Genomic DNA, 17,682 nt, shown 5'->3' with positions numbered 1-17,682 from the left:
TTGCGACCCTAACGGGTCAAGCGTTAATGGCATGTTAACCATGGCGAGCGTGTCGATCGTTTCCTCGGTATTTGCCGCCTGACAACGCAAAAAGGCCCGAACCAACGGCCCGGGCCAAGCACTGCATATTCGGACAATCGCCGCCATGGGGCGTTCAACGACGGCAGCCGGGCCGCCGTCGCAAGCACTCCATCAGGCGTGGTAGGCGGCCTCGCCGTGCGAGGACAGATCCAGGCCCTGGCGTTCCGATTCGACCGTTACGCGCAGACCGACGACCGCGTCCACGACCTTGTAGAGGATGGCAGAGACGATCCCGCACCAGGCAATGGTGATCACCACGGCGGTCAGTTGGGTCATGAACTGCGAGGTGATCGAAAAATCCGCTCCGCCGGTGCCGCCGAGCCAAGGTGCCGTGAAGATTCCGGTGCCAAGCGCGCCGATGAAGCCGCCGACGCCGTGGACGCCGAAGACGTCGGCCGTGTCGTCATAGCCGAACTTGTTCTTCACGACGGCGACGAAGAAGTAGCAGGCCGGCGAAACGAGCAGCCCGAGCGCGATGGCGCCCATCGGACCGACCGAGCCGGCGGCCGGGGTGATGACGACGAGGCCGGCGATCATGCCTGATGCAGCACCGAGCAACGATGCCCGGCCGCGGGTGAAGCTCTCGACCAGCGACCAGGCGAGGATGGCGGCCGCGGTCGCGACGAAGGTGTTGACGGTGGCCAGCACTGCTCCACCCGAGGCCTCGAGGTTAGAGCCGGCGTTGAAGCCGAACCAGCCGAACCACAGCATGGCGGCGCCGACGAGTGTCAGCGTCAGCGAGTGCGGCGCCATCATGTCCTTGCCGAAGCCGGTGCGCTTGCCGACCATGATCGCGCCGATCAGGCCCGCCACGCCGGCGTTGATGTGCACGACGGTGCCGCCGGCGAAATCGAGCGCCCCCATGTTGAAGATCAGGCCGTTGCCGTCCCAGACCATGTGGGCGATCGGGAAATAGACGAAGGTGGCCCAGAGCAGCGTGAAGAGGATGACGGCGGAGAACTTGATGCGCTCGGCGAAGGCGCCGACGATCAGGGCCGGGGTCAAGGCCGCAAACGTCATCTGGAACAGCATGAAGAGGTATTCCGGAATGACGACGCCGTCAGAGAAGGTTGCGGCCGTGCTGTCGACCGAGATGCCCGCCAGGAAGATCTTGGCGAAGCCGCCGAAGTAGGGGCTGGTCGAGCCGCCGAAGGCGAAGGAATAGCCGTAAGCGACCCAGACGATCATCATCATGGCGCCGATGACTGTGCACTGCATCAGCACCGACAGCATGTTCTTGGCGCGAACGAGGCCGCCATAGAACAACGCGAGGCCCGGGATCAGCATGAAGAAGACGAGCAGCGTGGACAGGAACATGAACACGGTGTCGGCCTTGTCCGGAACCGGGGTGGCCGCCGCGGCTTCCGTCGCCGCAGGGGCGGTTTCCTGTGCGAAGGCGACGACCGGGGCGAGGAGTGCTGCTGCGGCGGCGCCCAGGCGGGCAACCATGCTGGAAAGAGTATGCGATGACATTGACGGTGCTCCCTGATCTGCCGTGCTTACAGTGCTTCGGAATCGGTTTCGCCGGTGCGGATGCGCACGGCATGGTCAATCGAGTAGACGAAGATCTTGCCGTCGCCGATCTGGCCGGTCTTGGCGGCGGTGGCGATTGCCTCGACGGTCCTGTCGGCAATTTCGGTCGGAACAGCGACCTCGATCTTCAGCTTGGGGAGAAAACTCACCGCATATTCGGTGCCGCGATAGATTTCCGTGTGCCCCTTCTGCCGGCCGTAACCTTTCACTTCAGTCACGGTCAGGCCCTGGATGCCCACTGCGGTGAGAGCCTCTCGCACCTCATCGAGCTTGAACGGCTTGATAATCGCCATCACAATTTTCATCTGGTTCCCATCCTTCGTGCTTGCCACGGCCGAAACCGTTCCCGTTGCCGCAAGCATGTCGCTGCAGCTGCTGGGCATACACATTCAAGGAGCGTGCCAGATTCGAGTGATTACTTTAGGTGTTTGATAAATATGCTTTTTTTGCAAGGAACTTGACAAGCGGCAGTGAATTGCTGCGGCGTCCGCCTAAAAAAACGGCGATTGCGTGCGGATGCGCTAAAATTAGTCAGCCGCCTTCTTGCGGATCAGTCCCTCCTGCGCCACCGAGGCGATAAGTTCGCCGGAGCGGCTGAAAAGGCTGCCGCGCGTCAGCCCGCGCGCGCCCGATGCCGAGGGGCTGTCCTGCGCGTAGAGGAGCCAGTCGTCGAGCGCGCAGGGGCGATGGAACCACATGGCGTGGTCGAGGCTCGCGACCTGGAGCGTCCGGTCGAACACGGAGGTTCCATGCGCAAACAGCGCCGTGTCCAGCAGCGTCATGTCGGAGAGGTAGCCGAGAACCGCCGCCTGGAGTTGGCGCGCATCCGGAACCGGTCCGGTTGCGCGCACCCAGACGTTCTGGGTCGGCAGCAGCTTTTCCGGCGACAGGTAATGCGTCAGTTCCACCGGCCTTAGCTCGATCGGCCGGGGGCGTTCCCAATACTCGCGGATGTTCTTCGGCGCCTGGGCGAGGAAGCGCTCGCGAATCTGCTCCTCGACAAGCAACTCCTCCGGCGGTGGCACGTTCGGCATCGGGATCTGGTGGTCGAAACCGGCCTCATCGAGGTGGAAGGAGGCCGTCATGAAGAAGATCGGCCGGCCGTGCTGGACAGCAATGACGCGCCGCGTCGTGAAGGCGGCGCCGTCGCGAACGCGGTCGACGTCATACAGGATCGGCACCGTCGGATCGCCGGGGCGGACGAAATAGGCGTGCAGCGAATGGACGAAGCGGTCGTTTCCGACGGTGCCGCAGGCCGCCACCAGCGCCTGCGCGATCACCTGACCGCCGAACACGCGCTGCCAGCCGACCTTCGGGCTACGCCCCCGGAAAAGGTTCACCTCCAGCGGCTCCAGATCCAGCGTCGAAAGCAACTCCTCCATCGGTGAACGGGTCTCGACCGAGCGCGACATTTGGGCATTCTCCCACGGTAGGAAACTACGGTTTCGTCCTCTATATAGACTGCTCGGGTTGCTCAAGGGGCAGGGAGAAGCACAATGATCGACGTTCTTGTAGCGGGCGGCGGGTATGTCGGGTTGTCACTGGCCGTGGCGCTGAAGACAGCAGCTCCGTATCTCAGGGTCGAGCTCGTCGACGGCGCGCCGGCCGAAGCCTGGAAGCGTGACGAGCGGGCATCGGCGCTCGTTGCTGCCGCGCGCAACCTTCTCGACGTGCTCGGCGTCTGGGACCAGATCGCGCCGGAGGCAGAACCGATCCGGCGAATGGTGATCACCGATTCGCGCACCGCCGATCCCGTCCGCCCCGTGTTCCTGACCTTCGAGGGCACCGGTTCCGAAGACGACAGCTCGCCGTTCGCCCACATGGTGCCCAACCGTGCGGTGACCGGCAGCCTGCTTGCTGCCGCTGATCGGCTGGCTCTGCCGGTTCACTGGGCAACGTCGGCGGTGGATTTCTCCACCGGTCCGCACGCGACCGAGGTGCGCCTTTCCAACGGCGAGACCATCGAGACCCGCCTGCTGGTGGCCTGCGACGGCGTCCGCTCGAAGCTGCGCGATATTGCCGGCATCAAAACCATCCGCTTCGATTACGGCCAGTCCGGTATCGTGACCATGGTGGAGCACGAGCGGCCGCACGAGGGAACCGCGGAGGAGCATTTCCTGCCGTCCGGCCCGTTTGCGACGTTGCCGATGACGGGCAACCGCTCTTCGCTCGTCTGGACCGAACGGACGGAGGACGCCAATCGCCTCGTCGCAGGCGACGACCTGGTCTTCGAGGAGGAGCTAGAGCGCCGTTTCGGCCACAAGCTCGGCGCGCTCAAGATCGTCGGCGGCCGCAGGGCCTTCCCGCTCGGCCTGACGCTGGCCCGCTCCTTCATCGCGCCGCGCTTCGCGCTCGCCGGCGATGCCGCGCATGGCATTCATCCGATTTCCGGCCAAGGCCTGAACCTCGGCTTCAAGGACGTGGCGGCGCTGGCCGAGACGATCGTCGAGGCGGACAGGCTGGGGCTGGATATCGGTTCGCTCGCGGTGCTGGAGCGCTACGAGACGTGGCGCCGCTTCGACACGTTCCGCATGGGAGTGACCACGGATGTGCTGACCCGGCTCTTTTCTAACGACATCACGCCGGTGCGGGTGGTCCGCGATCTCGGTCTCGGGATCGTCGATCGCCTTCCGGGGCTGAAATCGTTCTTCATTCGCCAGGCCGAAGGGCTTTCCGGCAGTGACCAGCCGCGCATGCTGATCGGTCAGCCGATCTGAGCATTCCTTTGGGCAGCTACTCGACGATCTTCCAGTAGGAATCCTTGCGGATCACCTTGCCGTTGCGAAACGTGTAGAAGTCGCAGCCATGGACTTCGGTTCGCCGTCCCTCGCGGGAGGTGCCGGTGAGGAGCCATTTGGAGATGCCGGTCTCGGCGTCCGCATCGACAAAGTGCTCGGCATTGGCATAATGGGCGTCCGGCAAGCCTTCGAAGCGTGTGGCCAGCGCTGCTCCAACTTGTTCCTTGCCTTGGAAACGAGAGCCCCAGGGCTTGTCTCCCCTAGGCATCTCAAGGACGCAATCGTCGGAAAAGAACGCCATGATCCGATCGAGATCGTGCGCGTTGAAGGCCTCGCACAGTCGCTCCAGGGTCGATCGAATGTCCATCGCCTGTCTCTCCCTGTACGGGTGTCCGGCCTCAATCCTTCAGTTCCCGTGCCTCCGACACCAGCATGATCGGAATGCCGTCGCGGACTGGATAGGCGAGTTTCGCCCGCTCGGAGACCAGTTCGCCGGCTTCCGCGTTCCAACTCAGCCGGCCCTTGCTCAACGGGCAGACGAGCAGTTCCAGCAACTTCGGATCGACGTGATGCGTCTTGTTGTCCATCGGTGCTGCCCTACTGCAGGCGTGTGTCGACGTCGCCGAAATCGCGGGCCAGCACGATCTCGGTGATCGCTATCAGCGTTTCGGCGCGGGTCTTGAGGTCGGGCGCCTCGAGCAGTGCCTGCTTCTCGGCGGGGCCATAGGGCGACATCATCGACATGGAGTTGACAAGCGTCGTGTTGCTGGCGCGCTCGACGCTTTCCCAGTCCGCCTCCAGCTTGTTGGCATCGAGATAGGCGCGAAAGGCGGAAAGCAACGCCTCGCGGTCGACGCCGCGCTCGTCGTCGGCGCCGGAAAGATCGCTGATGAAGGGAGCAATATTGAAGCAGCGGTAGGCCTTGGTCGTGCGCACTTCGCTGATCAGCCGATAGCGACACACCCCGGTCAGCGAGGTGATGTAGCGCCCGTCGCCGGTCTCGGCGAAGGAGGTGATGCGGCCGATGCAGCCGACCCGGCAAAGCGCTGGCGCCTCCGCCGACGGATCGGATTCGACATGGTCGCCGAAGACCGGTTGGACCATGCCGATCAGCCGACCGCCGGCAAGTGCGTCGTCAAACATGGAAAGATAGCGCGGCTCGAAGATGTTGAGAGGCAATTGCCCGCCCGGCAGAAGCAGGGCGCCCGTGAGCGGAAATACAGGAATCGTCCCGGGCAGGTCGTCCGGTTTCAGATAACGGGCATTTCCGACATGCATTTTCTCGCCTTCCCCTTGCATTTTGCGGCGTCCGGAGTGCGGGCCGGACAGCCGCGATGCCTTTGAAATGGGGTTTGCGGCGAATTTCTCAAGATGTCGAGGGGCGATCGATCAGGAAAACAGGATCGAAGAGAGCTTGCGCCGGGCGGCGATTGTCGCCGGATCCTTCGGCCCCCATACCTCGAAGAACTGGAGAAGCTCCCGCCGGGCCGCATCGTCCTCGAAGGTGCGATCGCGTTTCATGATCATCAGCAGATGATCGGCAGCCGCCTGCCGATCACCTTCGACGTTGCGGATCTTGGCGAGCTTCAGACGGGCGGCGTGGTCATCGGCGTTGACGGCAAGGGCGTGCTCCAAAGCCTGCGGGTCGCCGAGCTTGCGCGCCTCTTCGATCTGATCGAGCTGCTTCAGCACCGCGGCGATCGCCGGATCCTTCGCCATTTCCTCGGTGGCGGATGCAAGCGCCTGACGGGCGTTTTCGTGCTGGCCGGCGGCAATCATGCACTGGGCCATGCCCGCGAGGGCCGCGGCACTGTCAGGGTCCGCCTGCAGGATGGCGCCGAAGAGATCGGCCGCGCCGGCAATGTCGTTTTGGTCCAGAAGCGCTTTTGCCTCGCTGAGAACGGCTTCCAACTCCGCCTTCTGATCCGCACCGGCGGGGCCGGCGACCTTGTCGATGAAGGCGCGCACCTGACTTTCCGGCAAGGCACCCATGAAGCCGTCGGCCGGGCGGCCGCCGACGAAGGCGATCACGGCGGGAATCGACTGGATGCCGAGCTGGCCGGCGATCGAAGGGTGATCGTCGATGTTCATCTTGACGAGCTTCACGCGGCCGGCGGCTTCCTTGACCACCTTCTCGATGACGGGCGTCAACTGCTTGCAGGGGCCGCACCAGGGCGCCCAGAAATCGACGAGCACCGGCTGCTGGCGCGAGGCCTCGATGACGTCCTTGGCGAAATTCGCGGTCGTCGTGTCCTTGATCAGGTCGGCCGCGGGGGCGCCGCCATAGTTAACGGCCGCGTTCATCTGTCCGCCGAACGATGTCGCATAGGGATTGTCGCTCATCATCTTCTCCTCACGGACCATCGCCCGACTTCAATCGAATTTCGCCAGAAGATCGTATGTCAGGCAGTCACTTTCAAGACAAGCGGCTCGTGGCCCGTCGCCTCGATGAAACGGAGCAGGTCCTTCGATCCGATCGAAGTGGTCGCGTCGTTCCGCAAGGGGTGCGCGTTGATGATGTCGTAGGCCATCAGGTCCGCGTCGATGATCACCTTCACATTCAGGCCGGTGTCGTTGATGACGCCGAAGGCGGTAACCGAACCCGGAATGACGCCCAGATATTCCATCAGCTTTTCCGGCTTGCCGAACGAGACGCGGCTTGCCGCGCCGATAACGCCATGGATCGTCTTCAGGTCGACGGTCGCGTTCTCCTCGACGGTCAGAAGGAAAAAGTTGTCCTTCTTGTCCTTGAGGAACAGGTTTTTCGTGTGGCCGCCGGGGATCTCGTCGCGCAGCGCCACCGATTCGGCGACCGTGAAGACCGGTGCATGATTCTTCGTCGTGTGCTTGATGCCGAGGCCGTCGAGGAAGGCGAAAAGCTCCTCTTCGGTCTTCGGCCGCCGTGCGTCGCGCTGCATGTCCATGTCTGATCCCACTGGTGTCCCGCCTTTGCCGTTGCCCGGTTCAGCGTTTGCGATGGACCGGCTGGCTTGCATTGTTGCTTAAAACCTATCGCAAGCAGAGGCAACGGGCGTTGCGCCGGGCGCCTGTCACGGCAGCGGCCGGATTTCAGGCTTTCCGCGGTCCGATCGAAAATTTCTGGAAAATCTCGCCATTTCCCTGTTGCATTTGAAAAACGCTTGGGTCATATACCGCCCGTCGCCGCAACGCAGCGACCTTCGGCCACCGACTACCCCAGGCCGTCGACGATGAGCGGGTGTAGCTCAGGGGTAGAGCACAACCTTGCCAAGGTTGGGGTCGGGCGTTCGAATCGCCTCACCCGCTCCATTTCTTCCAAAAATGCGCAGAGTCTACTTTCGGTGATCGTGCCGACGCGTTTGCGTTGCGCATCGATGTGCGGTCGTGCGAACGTCGCGATTGCAGTTCGAGCGCTTTTCGAACTGCTATTTGGCCAACGGTCGTCGCAGTTCGTCGCCTGCATCATCTCCAGGCCGCAGCTCTCGCCGCTATCGATACGACTCGGCTGCGCGTCGTTCTGCGATGTTGGTCGCCGGGAGTTCGATGCCGCAAGCGGAAACATTGGTGGAAACCTCCAATTACGTCGCAGATGGGGAGCGATGAATTTGACTTTTGTCTCCTAGTATTTTCAATGCGTTGGCGACTCCGGCAGGAGGCCGAGCCACCGGAGATCCAAGGCATAAATTTTTAGGGGATGACTTAAATGTACCGCAAATACTTATTCGCAGCGTCGACCGCACTTCTGGCAACCGTCAGCGCGGCCCATGCGCAGGAATCGATTAAGCTGGGCATGGTTGCCGAACTTTCCGGACCAGGCGCGCCCGCCGGCACCAATTGGCGTGATGGCATCAAGATCGCAGCCGAGGAAATCAACGCCGAGGGCGGCATTCTCGGAAAGCAGGTCGAGGTCGGTGAATACGATACCCAGACCGATCCGCAGGTTTCGCGCGCCATGGTCCAGAAGGCGATCGACGACGGCGCCTATGCGATCCTCGGCACGATCTATTCCGGCTCGACGATGGTCAACATGCTGGTTGCGCAGCAGAACAGCATTCCCCAGTTCGTCGGCTCGGAGGCGCCGAGCATCGTGGAGAAGGGCAATCCGTTCGTCTTCCGCACGTCGTCCGGCGCGCAGAAGGGCGTTCCGGCGCTGACGAATTATTTCACTGACACGCTGAAGGCGAAGAAGGTGGGCGTGGCCTGGCTCAACAACGAGTTCGGCAAGGGTGGTCACGACGTCTTCGTTGAAGAAATGAAGAAGGTCGGCATCGAGGTCGTCATCGACGTCGCTTCGGAACAGGCGCAGACCGATTATGCCGCCGACGTTGCCAAGCTCAAGGAAGCCAACCCCGAGGCCGTCTTCGTCTACATGAACCAGGAAGAGTCCGCACGCTTCCTGATCGAGGCGAAGAAGCAGGGCTTGGCCATGCCGCTCGTCGGCGAAGTCACGTTGACCGAGGCCAAGGTCGTGGAACTGGCCGGGGCCGCGGCCGACGGCGCAATCGCCCACGTCGGCGTCACCGCGACTGCGACCGAAGTGCCTGGCATTGCGGCTTTCACGACGAAGTTCGAGGAGACTTTCAAGCGCAAGCCGACCCATGATGCCATCAAGGGCTATGTCGGTGCCTGGACGACCAAGTACGTCACCGAGATGGTGGGCGACCTCAACGGCGAGGCCTTCTCCGAAAAGATGCGCGGACTTTGCCTGACCGCGGCAGACTACCCGAAGATTCTGCTCGACACCTGCTGGGATGACAAGGGCGAGATGTCCCGTCCGAGCTTCATGGTCCAGGTCAAGGACGGCGCGCCGGTGGTCATCGGCACGGTTCCGGCCAACTGATCAACCCTCTCCCGCCGCGGCGAGCACGCTTGCCGCGGCCTTCGGAAGTAGACGCGATGTCCCAGTTCCTACAGGTCCTTCTGTCCGGTTTGGCGACCGGCTCCATCTACGCGCTTGTCGCGATCGGCTTTACCCTCGTCTGGCAAGCGGCGCAGACGGTGAATTTCGCCCAGGGCGAATTCGTCATGCTGCCGGCCTTCTTCGTGCTGGCAGGAATGAGCCTTTTCGGCTTGCCTTTCTGGACCGCATTGCTGTTCGGTCTCGCTGTTTCGGTCGTGGTGCTCGGGCTGATGTTCAAGAAGCTTGTCGCCGAGCCGATCCTGCCGCACGGGGGCATCACGCTGATTATTGCGACGATGGCCCTCGGCATCCTGCTGAAGGAAAGCGTGAAGGAATTCTACTCCGCGGAAGCACAGCCGTTCCCGTCGATCTTTCCGAACGACCCGATCAATGTCTTCGGTGCCGTCCTCTCGATGCAGGATATCCTCAATCTCGTGCTCTCGCTCGCGATTGTCGTGGCGCTGACGCTGTTCCTGAACCGGACGCGTACGGGCCGTTGCATGCAGGCCACCGCCCAGAATCCCGCCGTCGCCGAAATTCTGGGCGTCAACGTGAAGCGCATGATACTGTACGCCTTCCTGATCAACGCGGCGCTGGCAGCACTTGCCTCATTCCTGATCACACCGGTCTATCTGGCCAAATTTTCGAACGGCGAGACGCTTGGTCTGATCGCCTTCATCGCTGCCATAGTGGGGGGCTTTAATCAGATTCGCGGTGCGCTCGTGGGCGGCCTGCTTATCGGCGTTCTCGACAATCTCACCGCAGCCTATGTCACGGCCGAATATCGTGCGGCACTGCCGCTTGTCCTTCTGATCGGCATCATCCTCGTCAGGCCACAAGGGATCATGGGGACATCGGAAGGCAGGGCTGTCTGATGAACGGTCGCAGGCGCACTCTCTTCATTCTGGGACTTCTCGTCCTGGCCATCGCCGCTCCAATCGGGCAGGGCAACTACATCATCTACGTCCTGACCTCGTGGCTCGTTTTTGCCATCGCCGCCATGGGGCTCAACCTCACGCTCGGATATGCCGGCCAAATCTCATTGGCACAGGCTTCATTCATGGCGATCGGTGCCTATGTGACGTCGCTGCTGACGCTTGCGGGCTGGCACTGGATACTGACGCTGCCGCTCGCGCTCATAGCCTGTTTCGTCGTCGGCCTGCTGCTCGGTTATCCGGCGTTGCGGGTGAAGGGCCATTTCCTGGCCTTCGTCACGCTCGCCTTCAACACGCTGGTCTTCCTGGTGCTGCGAAACGAGGACTGGCTGACCGGCGGCTCCTACGGGCTCGTCGGCATGCCGCGGCCGGATTTCGGCCTGTTCTCGACGATGAAGCAGTTGCACTTCTACTACTTCACGCTGGGCGTAACCGTGCTGGCCGCGCTGGCAATGTGGGGCATCGTCCGCTCGCCGTGGGGACGTGCCTTCAAGGCGCTGCGGGAAAACCCCATCCGCGCCGAAAGCCTCGGCGTCGATACGCGGCGCATCACCCTGCTCGCCTTCGCCATCGGCTCGGCCTTCGGCGGGTTGGCCGGCACCCTGATTGCGCCGCTCGTGCAGTTCATCGAACCGGGATCGTTCGGACTTGCCCATTCGCTTCGCATCCTGTTGATGGTCGTGGTCGGCGGCTCCGGCTATTTCTTCGGACCATTCCTGGGCGCGGCCGTGGTGATCCTGCTGCCGGAGGTGCTGCGATTCACCGAGGGGTATTACCTGATCATCTACTCGGCGCTCGTCATCGTGATGCTGGTGTTCGTGCCTTCCGGATTGATCGGCGTGTGGGGGCGGTTGCGTGAAAAGTTCTGGCCTCGACACCAGGTTCGGGCCGACATGAAAGAGGGGGCGGGCCTGAAATGAACGCGCCAGTCCTATCCGTCCGCGGCATCAAGAAGAGCTTCGGCGGCATCACGGCCGTGAACGGTGTCTCGTTCGACGTGCACAAGGGGGAAATCCTTGGCCTGATCGGCCCGAACGGCTCGGGCAAGTCGACACTTTTCAACTGCATCCTCGGTCAACTCCCGCCGGATGGCGGCGACGTCGCGGTCAACGGCAAGAACGTTTCCGGGATGCGCGCCTCCGCGCTCAACAAGCTCGGCGTCGGCCGCACCTTCCAGCAGCTGTCGGTCTTTCCAAAAATGTCGGTGCTCGACAATGTCATCCTTGCCGGCCAGGAGCACCACGGCAGCATGCTGTCTCGCCTCTTCGGACCTGGTGATGCCGGCCTGACCGCCGAGGCCGAGAAGTTGATCGCCTTCTTCCGCCTTTCCCATCTCCGCGACACGCTGGCCGGTTCGCTGTCCTATGGCCAACAGAAGCTGGTCGATGCGGCGATGGCCTTCATGGCGGGGCCGAGCCTCGTGCTGCTCGATGAGCCGGCGGGCGGCGTGAACCTCACCATGCTCGCCGGTCTGAAGGAGCGTCTGACGGCCTACAACGCCGAACATGGCACGACCTTTGTCGTGATCGAGCACAATATGGAGTTCGTCATGAGCCTTTGCACCCGCATCATCGTGCTGGCCGAAGGCAGCATCATCGCGGAAGGCACGCCGGAGGAAATCCGCGCCAACCAGACCGTCATCGACGCCTACCTGGGGGGCTGACGATGCTTGAACTGAAGAACATCCACGGCGGTTACGGCAAGATCACCATCCTGAACGGCGTGTCGTTCTCGATCCCGAAAGGCTCCATCACCACGGTGATCGGGCCGAATGGGGCCGGTAAGTCCACCGTCTTCAAGGCGATCTTCGGCCTGCTCAACATCCAGTCCGGGCAGGTTCTGCTCGACGGAACGGACGTGACGAGGAGCACACCGCGGCAGATGATCGGCCATGGCGTCACCTACGTGCCGCAAGGGCGCAATGTGGTGCCTCAGCTGTCCGTCTACCACAACTTGGAACTCGGCGGCATCACCACACCGGATCAGGCGCAGGTGCGTCAGCGCATCGAGACGGTCATGGACCAGTTCCCGATGCTGCGGCAGTTTCGCGACCGCAAGGCGATCGAGCTGTCAGGTGGGCAGCAAAAGCAGCTCGAAGTGGCGCGCGCGCTGCTGCTTGATCCGAAGCTGATCCTGATCGACGAGCCGTCGATCGGCCTGTCGCCGAATCTCGTCCAGGAAGTCTTCCAGACGCTCATCCGCTTGCGTGATCGAGGCGTTACCATTCTGATGGTCGAGCAGAACGCCAAGTCGGCGCTGGCGATGTCCGACTACGGTCTGGTCCTGGAACTCGGGCAGACGCGCATGCACGACAAGGCGGCAAAGCTACTTGCCGATCCGCGTGTAGGACAGCTTTTCCTTGGTGGCCACGTCGGCGGGGACGCTGCCGAGAACTGAACTACGGCGGATGCCAGGCAGGTGCGAGCGAGCCGGACGGCCTCTGGTGGGCGGATGTGTTTGCCCCGGCCTTTGGGCTCCCAGAGACGGCGATGGTGTGCGCCACGAGGTAGGGGGCGAGGCTTCTTGGATCCGTTGTTCCGCGTCGATTGCTGCATCGAATGTCGGGCCGTGGCGCGCTCGTGACCGGCATAGCCAGTGAAAATAGTTTCCGGCGGTGGGCGTTGAATTCGCAGCCAATGTGTGTATTTCTTTTGTCGACACAGAGTTTGACAAATGAATGAAAAACTGGCGACACCAAACCTGGAACGCAAGCGCGGATCTGGCGTAAAACTTGTCTACGACATCTTGCGCGACGAGATCCTCGATCTCGTGCTGGCGCCCGGCAGCCCGATTGACGAGGTGCAGTTGGCGGAGCGCTTCGAGATGTCACGCACGCCGATTCGCGAGGCGCTGGTGCGCCTGGCGGGCGAGGGGCTGATCGATACGCTGCCCAACCGTTCGACCATGGTGTCGAACATCGACTTTCTCAATATGCACACCTTCTTCGATGCGCTGGTGTTGATGTACCGGGTCACGACGCGGCTGGCGGCACAATACCATCGCCCGGAGGACCTAGTCGTGATTCGCGGCTTCCACGAGGAATATGCCGCGGCGGTCGAGGCGAGGGATGCGCTGGCGATGATCGCCACCAATGCCGCCTTCCACTCGGCCATCGCCGATGCGGGCCGCAATCCCTATTTCACGAGCCTGTTCCGTCGGCTGCTGGATGAGGGGCGGCGGATCCTGCGCCTCTACTACCAGTCCTACGAAGAGCAATTTCCGCAGCGCTTCATTGACGAGCATGCCGAGATGATTGCGGTGATCGCGGCGCGTGACATGGAGGCCGCCGACCGCCTGGCGAAGGCGCATGCGGACCAGATCGTCTCTCAAATTCAGAAGCTTTTTACCCGCAAGGAACGGCTGAACATCACGCTCTGATGTTTTGTGCATTTCTTGTCGACAAATAAAATACAAGTGCTATTATCCCTGTCGAAGGCGATGAGACGCCGACGCCGTTGGCGCGCCAAAGTTGCCCGATCGACAGCCTAAAGAGGAGTTTACAATGAAGACCGAGATTTTTTCCGGCGTGATCCCCGCGCTGATGACCCCTTGCAAGGAAGACCGCACCCCCGACTTCGACGCGCTCGTCCGCAAGGGCAAGGAACTGATCGAAAAGGGCATGTCGGCCGTCGTCTATTGCGGCTCCATGGGTGACTGGCCGCTGCTGACCGATGCGCAGCGCATGGAAGGCGTCGAGCGCCTGGTGAAGGCCGGCGTTCCGGTCGTCGTCGGCACCGGTGCCGTCAACACCGCCACAGCCGTGGCCCACGCCGCGCACGCCCAGAAGGTCGGCGCGCAGGGCCTCATGGTCATCCCGCGCATCCTGTCGCGCGCTTCGATCGTCTCCGCCCAGAAGGACCATTTCAAGGCGATCCTGGCGGCCGCTCCGGACCTTCCGGCGGTCATCTACAACAGCCCTTACTACGGTTACGCCACCCGCGCCGACCTGTTCTTTGCGCTGCGCGAAGAGCACCCGAACCTCATCGGCTTCAAGGAATTCGGCGGTGCGGCGGACATGCGCTATGCGGCCGAGCACATCACCAGCCGCGATGACAACGTCATCCTGATGGTCGGCGTCGACACCTGCGTGTTCCAGGGCTTCGTCAATTGCGGCGCGGTCGGTGCGATCACCGGCATCGGCGTCGTGCTGCCGAAGGAAGTCCTGCACATGTGCAACCTGGCACGCGCCGCGGCCGCCGGCGACGTGGAAGCCCGCCAGCGCGCGCTGGAGCTGGAACAGGCGCTCGCCGTCCTCTCTTCCTTCGACGAAGGTCCGGACCTGGTCCTCTACTTCAAGCACATGATGGTGCTGAAGGGCGACAAGGAATACACGTTGCACTTCAACGCGACCGACGCTCTCTCCGAGAGCCAGCGCGGTTATGTCGAAGCCCAGCTCAAGCTGTTCGAAACCTGGTACGCCGAGTGGAGCAAGCTCCCGGGCGCAGTCGAGAAGTACAAGCCCTGAACTGGGGCCACCTATCCTTTGCAAGAAGGCTCTCCCTCGGGAGGGCCTTTTTTCGTTCTGGAGGAGACGGAGAAGGCGGTCGCGAAGGTACAAAAAAACCCGGCCTGGACGATGCCTAGGCCGGGGTCAATTGTGGCGACGGCGCAAATCCTGCGCCGGCTACTTAGGCAATGGCGTCAAGCCCGAGCGCCAGGAGGCGGTCGAGTTGCTCCACCTCGGCGCCGGTCAAGGTGATGCCCTCAGCCTGCGATTTTGCGCGCGCGACATAGCGGCGCTGCGAGGGCAAGCGGGCACCCTGGCCAACGATTGCCTCGAACAGCACCTCGGCGCGGGCGAATGGATCGCCGGCACGGCCTGCGGCGAAAGCCTCCGGCGAGAAGGCGAGGATCAGTTCGCCGTGGAAGGGGGACAGCGTCGTCGTGCCGAGGTAGTCCAGCACTTCCGGGCTGGTCAGGTCGCCGATCATGATGCCGGCAAGCAGTTCAACCATCGTGCCGATGGCCGAGCCCTTGTGGCCGCCGAACGGCAGCATGGCGCCGGCGAGCGCCGCTTCCGGATCGTTCGTCGGCTTGCCTTCCGCGTCGATCGCCCAGCCGTCGGGAAGCTGCTTGCCTGCCCGCCGGTGCAACTCGATCTCACCGCGCGCGGCCACCGAGGTGGCAAAGTCGAAGACGTAGGGCGACTTGCCCGGACGCGGCCAGCCGAATGCGAACGGATTGGTCCCGAGCAGCGGCTTGTTGCCGCCGGTCGGCGCGACGGTCGCATAGCTCGGGCACATGACGAGCCCAGCAAGGCCCTGGGCCGTTACCGCCTCGACCTCCGGCCAGAGAGCCGAGAAATGCGTGCAGTCGTTGATGACGAGAGCCGCCAGGCCGCAGGCGCGGGCGCGCTCTGCCAGGGCCGGCACGCCGAGCTCGACCGCCGGATTGGCAAAGCCGCCCTTCGCGTCCACCTTGACGATGGCCGAGCCTTCCGTCACCGTCAGTTCCGGCACCGCATCCGGCTTGACCTTGCCCGCCTTGACCGTGCGCAGGGCGCCCTCGATCCTGTAGATGCCGTGCGATTTGCAGGCATCGCGCTCCCCGGCGACAATCACCCGGGCGACCGCACCCGCCTGAACCTCGTTGAGCCCGCCCTTGCGGAAGATCTCTTCGACGCGCTTGGTCAGGGCCTCGATTGTGAGGATGGTGTCTTGGCTCATTACAGCTTCCTTTCGTGCGTCATGCGGTGTGGCTGTCGCTTGATCGGAAGTGCGCGGCACTGCCGAGACAAGCGTTGCAATCATGTGGACATGTTGTATGCATGATGGGGTGAAAGATGCAAGTGCCGGGCCAGCGTGCCGGTTAGTCCCCCATCCCCTGGCCGAGGCACAAGACACGAAGGATCCCAAGACATGCCTTATACCCCCAACGGCAAACACCTGATCGCTGGCGAATGGGTCGCCGGTGAACAGACCTTTACCTCCGCTCCGGCGCATGGTCCAGCACATCGCTTCTCTGTCGGAACCGTTGAACTGGTCGACCGCGCCTGCCAGGCTGCCGAACAGGCTTTCTGGAGCTACGCCGCCACCTCGCGGGAAGCGCGCGCTGCGTTCCTCGATGCCATTGCCGAGGAAATCGAGGCCCGCGCCGAGGCAATCACTGAAATCGGCACCCAGGAAACCGGCCTGCCGGAGGCGCGGCTGCAGGGTGAACGCGGGCGCACCGTCGGCCAGTTGAAGCTTTTCGCCGAGCATATTCGCAAGGGCGACTACCTCGATCGCCGGCGCGCACCGGCGCAGCCCGACCGGCAGCCGGCACCGCGGCCGGAGATCCTGATGGTGCAGCGCCCGATCGGGCCGGTGGCCGTCTTTGGTGCCTCCAATTTCCCGCTCGCCTTCTCGACGGCCGGTGGCGACACGGCGGCGGCTCTCGCGGCCGGCTGCCCGGTCGTGGTCAAGGGACATTCGGCCCATCCCGGCACCGGCGAGATCGTCGCCGAAGCGGTCCTTGCGGCAATCGAAAAGACAGGCATGCCGAAGGGGGTCTTCTCGCTGATCCAGGGCGGCAAGCGCGACGTGGGTCACGCACTGGTGCAGCATCCGAAGATCAAGGCCGTGGGCTTTACCGGCAGCCTCGCCGGTGGGCGCGCGCTGTTCGACCTGTGTGCCGCACGGCCCGAGCCGATCCCCTTCTTTGGCGAGCTCGGCAGCGTCAACCCCATGTTCATTTTGCCGCATGCCGTTGCCGCGCGCGCTGAATCGCTGGGGCAGGGTTGGTCGGCCTCGCTGTCCATGGGTGCTGGCCAGTTCTGCACCAACCCCGGCATTGCCGTAGTGATCGATGGCCCCGATGCCGACCGTTTCGTCGACGCGACGAAGGCTGCGCTTGCGCAGGTGGCTCCGCAAACGATGTTGACCGACGGCATCGCCTCGGCCTACCGCGAGGGACAGGAGCGGCTTCTGGCGAGCAATTCGGTGCAGGCGACGCTGGTGACGCGCTCCGAGGGACGCCAGGCGTCTCCCAACCTGTTCGAGACGAAGGGGTCTGACTTCCTGGCTGATCATGGTCTGGGCCAGGAAGTCTTCGGTCCGCTCGGCCTTGTCGTGCGGGTGAACTCGATCGACGAGATGCTTCGCCTTGCCGGCTCCTTCGAGGGACAACTGACGGCGACCCTGCACATGGACGACGCGGATGTGGACGCGGCCCGCCGTTTGCGGCCCGTGCTCGAGCACAAGGCCGGCCGCGTGCTGGTCAATGGCTTTCCGACGGGCGTCGAAGTGGTGGACTCCATGGTCCATGGCGGCCCTTATCCGGCCAGCACCAACTTCGGAGCGACCAGCGTTGGCACCATGTCGATCCGCCGTTTCCTCCGCCCGGTTGCCTACCAGAACATGCCGGCTGAAATTTTGCCTGAAGACCTCTTGGCCTGACGGCCAATAAGGCCTAGTAACCCTCCGGCTCTGCCGCGATGGATGAATGACGGTGTCCATGGAATGCATTTGGCGTTCCATGGCGCTTTTCCGGTGCAAGGAAAGTGGTTGGAATATCAACCACCTGCATTCAAAATGTA

At 63.0% G+C, this 17,682-nt stretch carries 18 protein-coding genes and 1 tRNA gene; 10 read left to right on the top strand and 9 right to left on the bottom strand.

Features of this window, described 5'->3' with window-relative positions; genetic code table 11:
- Positions 1–192: 192 nt before the first annotated feature.
- From J2Y48_RS04730 to tesB, 3 genes are all read right to left on the bottom strand, one after another.
- Positions 193–1,554 carry an ammonium transporter gene (locus J2Y48_RS04730; protein ID WP_310413497.1) on the bottom strand — a complete coding sequence of 454 codons (1,362 nt, stop codon included), beginning with the start codon at positions 1,552–1,554 and terminating at the stop codon, positions 193–195.
- 26 nt (positions 1,555–1,580) lie between these two features.
- Positions 1,581–1,976, bottom strand: coding sequence for a P-II family nitrogen regulator (locus tag J2Y48_RS04725; RefSeq protein WP_310413494.1), 396 nt, complete (start codon positions 1,974–1,976; stop codon positions 1,581–1,583).
- Positions 1,977–2,141: 165 nt separating this feature from the next.
- Positions 2,142–3,026: an acyl-CoA thioesterase II gene (gene tesB / locus J2Y48_RS04720; RefSeq protein WP_310413491.1), complete on the bottom strand. Its 885-nt coding sequence runs from the start codon at positions 3,024–3,026 to the stop codon at positions 2,142–2,144.
- Between the two features lie 84 nt (positions 3,027–3,110).
- Between tesB and J2Y48_RS04715 the strand changes: the two genes are divergently transcribed.
- Positions 3,111–4,331: a ubiquinone biosynthesis hydroxylase gene (locus tag J2Y48_RS04715; RefSeq protein WP_310413488.1), complete on the top strand. Its 1,221-nt coding sequence runs from the start codon at positions 3,111–3,113 to the stop codon at positions 4,329–4,331.
- Positions 4,332–4,347: 16 nt separating this feature from the next.
- Here the strand turns inward: J2Y48_RS04715 and J2Y48_RS04710 are convergent, their stop codons facing one another.
- The 5 genes from J2Y48_RS04710 to J2Y48_RS04690 form a co-directional block, all read right to left on the bottom strand.
- Positions 4,348–4,719 carry a nuclear transport factor 2 family protein gene (locus J2Y48_RS04710; protein ID WP_310413483.1) on the bottom strand — a complete coding sequence of 124 codons (372 nt, stop codon included), beginning with the start codon at positions 4,717–4,719 and terminating at the stop codon, positions 4,348–4,350.
- 31 nt (positions 4,720–4,750) lie between these two features.
- The gene (locus tag J2Y48_RS04705) at positions 4,751–4,939 is read right to left on the bottom strand and encodes a Trm112 family protein (RefSeq protein ID WP_310413479.1); all 189 of its coding nucleotides are present in this window, start codon (positions 4,937–4,939) and stop codon (positions 4,751–4,753) included.
- A gap of 10 nt (positions 4,940–4,949) precedes the next feature.
- Positions 4,950–5,630, bottom strand: coding sequence for an LON peptidase substrate-binding domain-containing protein (locus J2Y48_RS04700; RefSeq protein ID WP_310413476.1), 681 nt, complete (start codon positions 5,628–5,630; stop codon positions 4,950–4,952).
- A gap of 111 nt (positions 5,631–5,741) precedes the next feature.
- Positions 5,742–6,695: a thioredoxin gene (gene trxA / locus J2Y48_RS04695; RefSeq protein ID WP_310413473.1), complete on the bottom strand. Its 954-nt coding sequence runs from the start codon at positions 6,693–6,695 to the stop codon at positions 5,742–5,744.
- A gap of 59 nt (positions 6,696–6,754) precedes the next feature.
- Positions 6,755–7,276 (bottom strand): prolyl-tRNA synthetase associated domain-containing protein, encoded by a 522-nt coding sequence (locus tag J2Y48_RS04690; protein ID WP_310413468.1) that lies wholly within the window; start codon positions 7,274–7,276, stop codon positions 6,755–6,757.
- 289 nt (positions 7,277–7,565) lie between these two features.
- Here J2Y48_RS04690 and J2Y48_RS04685 point away from each other — a divergent pair.
- The 8 genes from J2Y48_RS04685 (at position 7,566) to J2Y48_RS04650 (ending at position 14,631) form a co-directional block, all read left to right on the top strand.
- Positions 7,566–7,640 (top strand) — tRNA-Gly (locus J2Y48_RS04685).
- Between the two features lie 394 nt (positions 7,641–8,034).
- On the top strand, positions 8,035–9,171 hold the full coding sequence (locus J2Y48_RS04680; RefSeq protein WP_310413465.1) for an ABC transporter substrate-binding protein: 1,137 nt from the start codon (positions 8,035–8,037) through the stop codon (positions 9,169–9,171).
- A 56-nt stretch (positions 9,172–9,227) separates the two neighbouring features.
- A complete protein-coding gene (locus tag J2Y48_RS04675) occupies positions 9,228–10,106 on the top strand; it encodes a branched-chain amino acid ABC transporter permease (RefSeq protein WP_310413462.1) in 879 nt (292 codons plus the stop codon).
- Positions 10,106–11,086 carry a branched-chain amino acid ABC transporter permease gene (locus tag J2Y48_RS04670; protein WP_310413459.1) on the top strand — a complete coding sequence of 327 codons (981 nt, stop codon included), beginning with the start codon at positions 10,106–10,108 and terminating at the stop codon, positions 11,084–11,086. The genes J2Y48_RS04675 and J2Y48_RS04670 overlap by 1 nt, the downstream gene beginning before the upstream one ends.
- Entirely contained in the window at positions 11,083–11,829 is a 747-nt protein-coding gene (locus J2Y48_RS04665) for an ABC transporter ATP-binding protein (RefSeq protein WP_310413456.1), read from the top strand. Before J2Y48_RS04670 ends, J2Y48_RS04665 begins: the two co-directional genes overlap by 4 nt.
- A 2-nt stretch (positions 11,830–11,831) precedes the next feature.
- Positions 11,832–12,563, top strand: coding sequence for an ABC transporter ATP-binding protein (locus J2Y48_RS04660; RefSeq protein WP_310413453.1), 732 nt, complete (start codon positions 11,832–11,834; stop codon positions 12,561–12,563).
- 276 nt (positions 12,564–12,839) lie between these two features.
- Positions 12,840–13,544, top strand: a complete 705-nt coding sequence (locus J2Y48_RS04655; RefSeq protein ID WP_310413451.1) for a GntR family transcriptional regulator — start codon at positions 12,840–12,842, stop codon at positions 13,542–13,544.
- Positions 13,545–13,668: 124 nt separating this feature from the next.
- Positions 13,669–14,631 carry a dihydrodipicolinate synthase family protein gene (locus J2Y48_RS04650; protein WP_310413448.1) on the top strand — a complete coding sequence of 321 codons (963 nt, stop codon included), beginning with the start codon at positions 13,669–13,671 and terminating at the stop codon, positions 14,629–14,631.
- A 163-nt stretch (positions 14,632–14,794) separates the two neighbouring features.
- Here the strand turns inward: J2Y48_RS04650 and J2Y48_RS04645 are convergent, their stop codons facing one another.
- On the bottom strand, positions 14,795–15,832 hold the full coding sequence (locus J2Y48_RS04645) for an Ldh family oxidoreductase (RefSeq protein ID WP_310413446.1): 1,038 nt from the start codon (positions 15,830–15,832) through the stop codon (positions 14,795–14,797).
- A gap of 192 nt (positions 15,833–16,024) precedes the next feature.
- Here J2Y48_RS04645 and J2Y48_RS04640 point away from each other — a divergent pair, with 192 nt between their 5' ends.
- Positions 16,025–17,542 carry an aldehyde dehydrogenase (NADP(+)) gene (locus J2Y48_RS04640; protein ID WP_310413442.1) on the top strand — a complete coding sequence of 506 codons (1,518 nt, stop codon included), beginning with the start codon at positions 16,025–16,027 and terminating at the stop codon, positions 17,540–17,542.
- The last annotated feature ends 140 nt before the right edge of the window (positions 17,543–17,682 follow it).

It is taken from the genome of Mycoplana sp. BE70, assembly GCF_031455855.1.
In the GTDB taxonomy this organism is placed as follows: domain Bacteria; phylum Pseudomonadota; class Alphaproteobacteria; order Rhizobiales; family Rhizobiaceae; genus Mycoplana.
Note: the sequence above shows the minus strand (reverse complement) of the source record. Positions and strands in the feature narration are given on the sequence as shown.